This window comes from Clostridium sp. CAG:43, assembly GCF_000434655.1.
GTDB lineage: Bacteria > Bacillota > Clostridia > Lachnospirales > Lachnospiraceae > Otoolea > Otoolea fessa.
The window spans coordinates 1752-9930 of the sequence record NZ_FR895009.1 but is presented as its reverse complement, the minus strand read 5'-3'; the positions used below and the strand labels follow the sequence as shown (position 1 = coordinate 9930).

The following is an 8179-nucleotide window of genomic DNA, read 5'->3' as shown; positions in this document are numbered from 1 at the left end:
AGTTTGCAGGGCAGAAACGCGTAGCATGAAGGGAGAAATCGGATGGCAATTCATGATGTAGAGTGCTGTGAGGAGTGTGCTGTTCACGATGAGGTTGTGCAGTCGGTCCGGGGAATGCTGCCGGATGACGATGATTTGTATGATCTGGCGGAGCTGTTTAAGGTATTTGGTGATTCGACGCGGATCCGGATTTTGTTTGTGCTGTTTGAGTCGGAAATGTGTGTCTGCGACATTGCACAGCTGCTTAATATGACGCAGTCGGCGATTTCGCATCAGCTTCGGATTCTCAAGCAGTCGCAGCTTGTCAAGAGCCGCCGGGACGGAAAGTCGGTGTTCTATTCGCTGGCAGACGACCATGTTTACCGGATTATCAACCAGGGCTTTGAGCATATTAAAGAATAGCAAGTTCCTTGAATGATGATAATGGATTGAATGAATGTGAAAGCGGTGCTATCTGTAAAGAAAAAAATTGCAGGTCTCGAAAAGCAAACATTAAAAATTTATAACTCAATAAAAAGAGGAGGATTATCATGAAGAAGAAATTTAAATTAACTGATCTGGATTGTGCAAACTGTGCAGCAAAGATGGAGGATGCGATCAAGAAGCTGGATGGAGTCAATGATGCGAGTGTCAGCTTTATGATGCAGAAAATGACGATCGATGCGGATGACGCACGTTTCGACGAGATCATGAAAGAGGTTGTAGAAGTGTGCAAGAAGGTGGAACCGGACTGCATTATTAATATGTAAAATTGGAAAAGGCATAATCGGATCAAAAGCTGCTTTTTAAAAGAATAAAATCAGATTGTGTAATGCACAGAAGGACAAAGTAAAAAGATATAGGTAAATGAGCTGTGCCGGCACATTTTCCTATATCTTTTTTTTCAGGGAACGTGTTTCCAGAATGAAGGGAGGCTTTATGAATCAGAAGCAGAAAACGATGCTGAAGCGGATCGTTGCGGCGGCAATCGTATATATCGCGGCGGCAGCAGCGAAAAAAATGAATGTATTTGCCGGAATGCCGCAGCCGTGGACAGAGTTAGTCGTATTTTTAATTCCGTATCTGATTATTGGATGGGATATTGTATACAAGGCGTTCCGGGGGATTAAAAATGGTCAGGTGTTTGATGAGAATTTCCTCATGACAGTAGCGACGTTCGGTGCGTTCGGTGTGGGCGAGTTTTCTGAGGCGGTTGCGGTTATGCTGTTCTATCAGGTTGGAGAGCTGTTTCAGAGTTATGCGGTCAACCGTTCGCGCCAGTCGATCAGCGATCTCATGAATATCTGCCCGGAATATGCCAATATTGAAAAAGATGGACAGTTAGAGCAGGTCGATCCGGACGATGTGGAAGTGGATGATATCATCGTGGTACAGCCGGGAGAGCGGATTCCGCTGGATGGCGTGGTGGTAGAGGGTGAATCGATGATCGATACCTCGGCGCTGACTGGTGAATCGGTACCGCGCCGTGCGGCAGCCGGGGATGAAATCATCAGCGGATGTGTCAATGGCAGCGGGCTTCTGCGGGTGCGCGTGACGAAAGAATTTGATGATTCGACGGTGGCGCGGATTCTGGAGCTGGTGGAGAATGCCAGCAGCAAGAAGGCGAAGGTGGAGAACTTTATCACCCGGTTTGCCAGATATTATACGCCGGTGGTCGTGATCGCGGCGGTTGCTTTGGCATTTGTGCCGCCGATTGTGCTGGGCGGAGAATTTGGCGAGTGGATTCAGAGAGCTTGTATTTTCCTGGTAATTTCCTGCCCGTGTGCGCTGGTGATTTCGGTTCCGCTTAGCTTCTTTGGCGGCATTGGTGCTGCATCCCGCATCGGTGTGTTAGTCAAGGGAAGCAATTATCTGGAGGCAGTTTCGGAGCTGGATACGGTTGTATTTGATAAGACAGGCACCCTGACGAAGGGCGAGTTTAAAGTGACGGAGCTGTATCCAGCGGGAATCAGTGAGGATGAGCTTCTGGAGCTGGCGGCGTATGCCGAGAATTATTCGACGCATCCGATCGCGGAATCGATACGGGAGGCGTATCGTGAGAGAAAAGGCAGTTTGGCAGAAGCAGAAACTCAAAAGGCGAATGCGGGAACAGCAGAAATCGTTCTGGATGCTGACAATGACACAATAAAAGAGGTGCAGTCCAAAGAGGGTGTGCAGGGAGTGGTACGCAAACCCCTGATCGACTTAACCCGCATCGGTGAAACCAACGAGATTTCCGGTCATGGTATCGAGACAACGATCGACGGTCACATAGTTCTGGCGGGTAATGGACGCCTGATGAAGAGTAAAAATATACCGTATCAGGAATGCGACGGCATCGGCACTGTGATTTATCTGGCAAAGGACGGAAAATTTGCCGGAAGTATCCTGATTGCCGATACGATCAAGCCGGAGACGGAGGATGCGATCCGTGGACTGAAGGCGGCTGGAATCCGCCGTACTGTTATGCTGACGGGCGACCGGAAAGCGGTCGGCGAGGCGGTGGCTGCGAAGGTCGGCATCGATCAGGCGTACACGGAGCTGCTTCCGGCGGATAAGGTGCAGAAGGTCGAGGAGATGCTGGCGGAGATGACCGGAAAGCGGAAGCTGGCATTTGTCGGCGACGGCATCAACGATGCACCGGTTCTCTCCCGTGCAGATGTCGGTATTGCAATGGGAAGCATGGGAAGTGACGCGGCGATCGAGGCGGCGGACATTGTCCTGATGGATGATAACCCGGCGAAGATTGCAGGTGTGGTTAAAATCGGACGCAAGACAATGGCAATCGCGCACCAGAATATCGTGTTTGCCCTGGCGGTTAAGGCGGTTGTGCTTCTGATGGGCGCGGCTGGAGTGGCTAATATGTGGGAAGCCGTGTTTGCGGACGTCGGTGTTTCCGTCATTGCAATTTTAAATGCGATGAGGGCATTAAGAACTAAATAATCGGTAATATCAAAAAGCTATGGCGGAAGGAATACTTGATGGTTCCGGAAACTGTAGCTTTTTAAACTTGCGGCTCTAAGGGATTTATATATAAAACCAATATTTGTAAGTGGTAAAAGAATAGGAATAAGAAAGAAATCAAGGCTTGGAAAAGACAAAATGCTGGGAATCATACAGAATTTCCAAAATAGTTGTAATAATCCTTAATAAAATAGTAATTGAATCTGACGGAAGAATGAAGTATGATCAAATACCATAGGATATTAGACGGAAAGGAAGGAACAGGATGAAAAAATGGATGAAAACGGCGCTTGTCCTGGCTGCAGCGGTCTGCCTGAGTGTGGCGGCTGCGTTCACAGCACTGGCGGCGCAGACGTTTCAGATAACCGCTTCGATCGGCTCCTGTCTGATTGGTTCGGGGCAGAATACAGTGGATATTTCACTTTCAAGCAACGGTGATACAACGGGGACGGACGGAAAGATTTATCTGTTTGAATTGCGGCCGTATGAGTCGGAGATTGGAAGTCGGACTGATTATGTCAGCAGCGTAGGCGCAGGGGAAACGAGGACCGTCTCGATTCCTTTAAACAAGGGAACTGCCCAGGACCGCCTTTACAGCCGGTTTGTTCCGGCAGTGTTTGACGGAACTACATTTACGGCAATTGGAGCGGCACATTATATCACAAATCCGGAGGTGGTTGCATCCAATCAGGATGCGTTTAAGACGCCGCTGACGAAAAAGGGCTTGAATATCCAGTTAAATATGCTCAACGATGCATTTACACTGGGTGTCAAACATGTGGCGGTCAATATCGCATTTTCCCAGTTTTTAGGAAGTGGCATTGATTATGAGTACGATGGAAAAACGTATCATTTTAATAAGTCGGTGGTTGAAAATTATGACAAGGTGATCAGTACATATATCGGAAAAGATATATCTGTGACGGCGATCGTTTTAAATGACTGGAATGACGCGCACCCGGAACTGGTTCATGCGGGAACTGCGAAATCTTCGAGCGCCAATTATTATATGTTTAACACGAAGACACAGGAAGGATTTGAGACAACGCGTGCGATCTTCGCGTTTTTGGCGGATCGTTACAGCGGCAAGAATCATAATTCAAATTATGCGAAGATTTCCAACTGGATTCTGGGCAATGAGATCAACAACCAGATTTGGAACTACATGGGACCGGCAGATTTGAATGCATATGTATCCACGTATCAGCAGGCATTCCGCACGTTCTACACGGCGATCAAGAGCACAAGCGCGAATGACCGGGTTTATTTTTCACTTGATTTCTGGTGGGGAGCTCCGTATGAGAACCTGAACGATCAGGTGCATTATACGGGCAAAGGCATTGTTGATACGTTTAACGCCCTGGCAGTAACGGAAGGCCAGATGGACTGGGGCATTGCCTACCATCCGTATCCGTACCCGATGACGGAACCGGAATTCTGGGATGATCCGGCAACGGGGCTGGTAACCGAGAGTGCAGATTCACCGATTGTCAACTTTGCAAACCTGCATGTACTGACCGATTATCTGAATCAGGATTCGATGAAGACAGCATCTGGCGAGGTGCGCCATGTCATTCTGACGGAGGAAGGATTTACTGCACAGAGTCTGACGCGCGGCGATGTGTCGGATATCCAGGCGGCGGCATTTGCATATTCTTACTATATCGTGGACAGTAACCCGTATATCGACGCGTACATTCTGAGTCGTCAGGTCGATGCGCCGTCAGAGGTAAGGGCAGGCTTAAGCTTCGGTCTGTGGTCCTGTGATATGAATCAGGGCAATGAGATTGTAGCGGTAAAGGATCGAAAGCTCTGGAGAGTTTTCCACGACATTGATCAGAAGAGATACACGCTGGAAACTTCGAATTTTGCAAAATCAATCATCGGAATTAATAAGTGGTCGGATGTGATTCCGAACTTCCGGTGGAAGTCTCTGGAACAGTAGCGGATAGTAGACAGAGACTTGTAGAACAAAAACTATAAGAAAAAAGTATAAATAAAAAAGTGCCTTTCTTCTCGAAGAAAATTTCTTGAGAGGAAAAGCACTTTTTTTAGAAAATAAACGTATCTGATGTATCGGAGAACCGGGAGTCTCAGATACCATAGATGGTTTGCTGGATTTTGTCTCCGAATTCTGCCGATTTTATCAGATCTTGAGTTCTTATCAGATCTTATTGCTCTGTCTCCAGATATGCATCTTCTCAGCTTCCTTAATCAGCTGATCGCGGAACTGCGGATGTGCAACGGAGATGATAGCCTCGCATTTCTGCCAGGTTGCAAGACCCTTTAAGTTTACTTTACCGTACTCGGTTACCAGGTAGTGCAGGTTTGCACGTGTATCGGTTACGATGGAACCCTGATTTAAGGTCGGGAGAATACGGGACTGCAGCTCGCCAGCCTTGTTCTTGAAGGTGGAGGAGCAGCAGATGAAGCTCTTTCCGCCCTTGGACAGGTAAGCGCCCAGAACGAAGTCAAGCTGTCCGCCTGCACCGCTGATGTGCTTGATTCCTGCGGACTCTGCATTTATCTGACCGAAGAGGTCGAGGTCAACCGCGTTGTTGATGGACATGAAGTTGTCCAGGGCTGCGATGGTGCGGACGTCGTTGGTGTAATCAACCGGAGCACTCATGCAGGCCGGGTTGTTGTTTAAGTAGTCATACAGTTTCTTGGTGCCAGCGCCGAATGCGTATACCTGACGGCCTTTGTCCAGTGCTTTGTGAGCGCCTGTGATCTTGCCGGCTGCGGCAATATCAACGAATGCGTCAACGTACATCTCGGTGTGAACACCCAGATCCTTTAAGTCAGATTTCGCAATCAGGGAACCAACTGCGTTCGGCATACCGCCGATACCTAACTGTAAGCAGGCACCATCCGGAATCTCGTCTACGATCAGTTTTGCAACTGCTTCATCGACATCAGTCGCTGCTGCGCCGCCTCCCATCTCTGCGATGGTCGGGTTGCTGCCCTCTACGATCATGTCTACGTTGGAGATATGAACGCCGTTCTCAAATCCGCCGAGGCAGACCGGCATATTTTCATTGACCTCTACGATGACAACCTTGGAAGTCTCGCAGCAGGCTGCCATATGGGAAGCATTTGGTCCGAAGTTGAAATAACCGTGCTCGTCCATCGGAGCGACCTGGAATACAGCTACATCCGGTTTGGTTGCGGACTCACGATAGTATCTCGGAAGCTCGGAATAACGGATCGGAGCATAGAAGCTGAATCCCTGTGCGATTGCCTTTCTCTCGATACCGCTCATGTGCCAGGAGTTCCAGGTCATATGAGCTGCCGGGTTTTCGATCTTGAAGATCTCCGGTACCCACATCAGGATACCGCCGCGGAAGTTTACATTCTCCAGTTCCGGAAGACGTTTTGCGATAGCAGCATCGACTGCTACCGGAGTGCCGGTGGTCCAGCCATAGTCAACCCAGTCGCCAGATTTAACGACGGAAGCAGCTTTTTCAGCGGAAACCAGCTTTTCTGCATACAGTTTCTTGTAATCCATACTTATTCACCTTGTCCTTTTTAATAATATGAAGAAGTCCGTACAAATGCGTGATTCGGACATCCCCCGTTGTTTATCAGTGTATCATCTCCACTACCCCTTGTCAACGAAAGAGGCGGAGGACAAAATAGGGGAAAATGACGACATATTCATATTTATGAATTACAGATATAAGTGTATGTAAATAGAAGAAGAATGACTTTGTCTATTAATTCACAAACAAAATACCACGTTGGTTATAATGCCAGAGAAGACCACTTTTATTGAGAAAACGGAAGAAAAAAATTGTGCATTCCGCCTAAAGGCGATCAGAACGATGTAGAAATAAGTGGATTGTACGCGGAAAAATGAGAATCTTAAATCTTTATAAATCCATTGATAATTATTTGACAGGAGCCGCGTGGGGTGTTAAGATACAAATACACTATCATATTTATCACTATTTTACTATTTACTGCAGTTGTGTTATTTACGTGGTGGATCATTTTCAAGGAGGATTTTTTCAATGTCTAAGAAAGTCGTAATTGCAAGTGCATGCCGTACCGCAGTAGGTTCTATGGGTGGTCAGCTCAGTACTGTTCCAGCAGCTGAGATGGGTGCCGTAGTTATCAAGGAGGCTCTGAAGAGAGCAGGCGTTGCTCCGGAGCAGGTTGATCACGTATACATGGGATGTGTTATCCAGGCTGGCCTTGGTCAGAACGTAGCACGTCAGATGTCTCTGAAAGCTGGTCTTCCGGTAGAAGTTCCGGCAGTTACCCTGAACGTGGTTTGCGGTTCTGGTCTGAATGCTGTAAACGCAGCAGCAGATATGATCCTTGCAGGCGATGCTGACATCGTAGTAGCTGGTGGTGCAGAGAACATGTCCGCAGCTCCGTATGCTCTGATGAAGGCTCGTTACGGATACCGTATGAACAATGCGACCATGATCGACACCATGGTAAATGACGCTCTGTGGGATGCATTCAACGATTACCACATGGGTATCACCGCTGAGAACATCTGCGATCAGTGGGGTATCACAAGAGAAGAACTCGATGAGTTTGCAGCAGCTAGCCAGCAGAAGGCTTGCGCAGCTATCGAGGCTGGACGTTTCAAAGACGAGATCGTTCCGATCGAAGTTAAGAAGAAAAAAGAGACTGTTATCGTAGATACCGATGAGGGTCCGCGTCCGGGTTCCACTGTAGAGATTCTTGGCAAGCTTCGTCCGGCATTCAAGAAAGACGGACGTGTAACAGCTGGTAACGCTTCCTCCATCAACGATGGTGCAGCAGCTGTAGTTGTTATGAGCGAAGAGAAAGCAAAAGAACTGGGTATCAAACCGATGGCTACATGGGTAGCAGGCGCTCTGGGCGGTGTAGATCCGAGCATCATGGGTATTGGACCGGTTGCAGCTACCAAGAAAGTTCTGAAGAAGACAGGCTGGAAGGTAGAAGACTTCGACCTGATCGAGGCAAACGAGGCATTCGCAGCTCAGTCTATCGCTGTAGCTCGTGACCTTGGCTTCAACAAAGACATCCTGAACGTAAACGGCGGTGCAATCGCTATCGGACATCCGGTAGGAGCATCTGGCTGCCGTATCCTGACAACTCTGTTATACGAGATGCAGAAACGTGACGCTAAGAAGGGTCTGGCTACTCTGTGTATCGGTGGCGGCATGGGCTGCGCAACGATCGTTGAGAGAGACTAATTTCTGACGCAGAACCGGAGTCGTCGGGGCTTATCCCCGGC

General features: G+C 48.3%; 6 protein-coding genes. 5 read left to right on the top strand and 1 reads right to left on the bottom strand.

Annotated features, from left to right (window positions below):
• The first annotated feature begins 42 nt into the window (after window positions 1-42).
• The 4 genes from QVO97_RS01130 to QVO97_RS01115 all read left to right on the top strand — a co-directional run bounded on the left by QVO97_RS01130 (window position 43) and on the right by QVO97_RS01115 (window position 4888).
• A complete protein-coding gene (locus QVO97_RS01130; RefSeq protein ID WP_022358591.1) occupies window positions 43-402 on the top strand; it encodes an ArsR/SmtB family transcription factor in 360 nt (119 codons plus the stop codon).
• A 128-nt stretch (window positions 403-530) separates the two neighbouring features.
• Window positions 531-749, top strand: coding sequence for a cation transporter (locus QVO97_RS01125; RefSeq protein WP_022358590.1), 219 nt, complete (start codon window positions 531-533; stop codon window positions 747-749).
• Between the two features lie 169 nt (window positions 750-918).
• Window positions 919-2922, top strand: a complete 2004-nt coding sequence (locus QVO97_RS01120) for a heavy metal translocating P-type ATPase (RefSeq protein WP_022358589.1) — start codon at window positions 919-921, stop codon at window positions 2920-2922.
• 286 nt (window positions 2923-3208) lie between these two features.
• A complete protein-coding gene (locus QVO97_RS01115; RefSeq protein ID WP_022358588.1) occupies window positions 3209-4888 on the top strand; it encodes a DUF5722 domain-containing protein in 1680 nt (559 codons plus the stop codon).
• Between the two features lie 219 nt (window positions 4889-5107).
• Here QVO97_RS01115 and QVO97_RS01110 read toward each other — a convergent pair whose 3' ends face one another.
• The gene (locus QVO97_RS01110; RefSeq protein ID WP_022358587.1) at window positions 5108-6451 is read right to left on the bottom strand and encodes a butyryl-CoA:acetate CoA-transferase; all 1344 of its coding nucleotides are present in this window, start codon (window positions 6449-6451) and stop codon (window positions 5108-5110) included.
• Window positions 6452-6956: 505 nt separating this feature from the next.
• On the opposite strand from QVO97_RS01110, the gene QVO97_RS01105 reads away from it, so the two are divergent.
• A complete protein-coding gene (locus QVO97_RS01105; RefSeq protein WP_022358586.1) occupies window positions 6957-8138 on the top strand; it encodes an acetyl-CoA C-acetyltransferase in 1182 nt (393 codons plus the stop codon).
• Window positions 8139-8179 lie beyond the last annotated feature (41 nt).

Coding starts and splice junctions, on each gene's coding strand:
- QVO97_RS01130 (WP_022358591.1), top strand. CDS start 43: ATGGCAATTCATGATGTAGAGTGCTGTGAGGAGTGTGCTGTTCACGAT.
- QVO97_RS01125 (WP_022358590.1), top strand. CDS start 531: ATGAAGAAGAAATTTAAATTAACTGATCTGGATTGTGCAAACTGTGCA.
- QVO97_RS01120 (WP_022358589.1), top strand. CDS start 919: ATGAATCAGAAGCAGAAAACGATGCTGAAGCGGATCGTTGCGGCGGCA.
- QVO97_RS01115 (WP_022358588.1), top strand. CDS start 3,209: ATGAAAAAATGGATGAAAACGGCGCTTGTCCTGGCTGCAGCGGTCTGC.
- QVO97_RS01110 (WP_022358587.1), bottom strand. CDS start 6,451: ATGGATTACAAGAAACTGTATGCAGAAAAGCTGGTTTCCGCTGAAAAA.
- QVO97_RS01105 (WP_022358586.1), top strand. CDS start 6,957: ATGTCTAAGAAAGTCGTAATTGCAAGTGCATGCCGTACCGCAGTAGGT.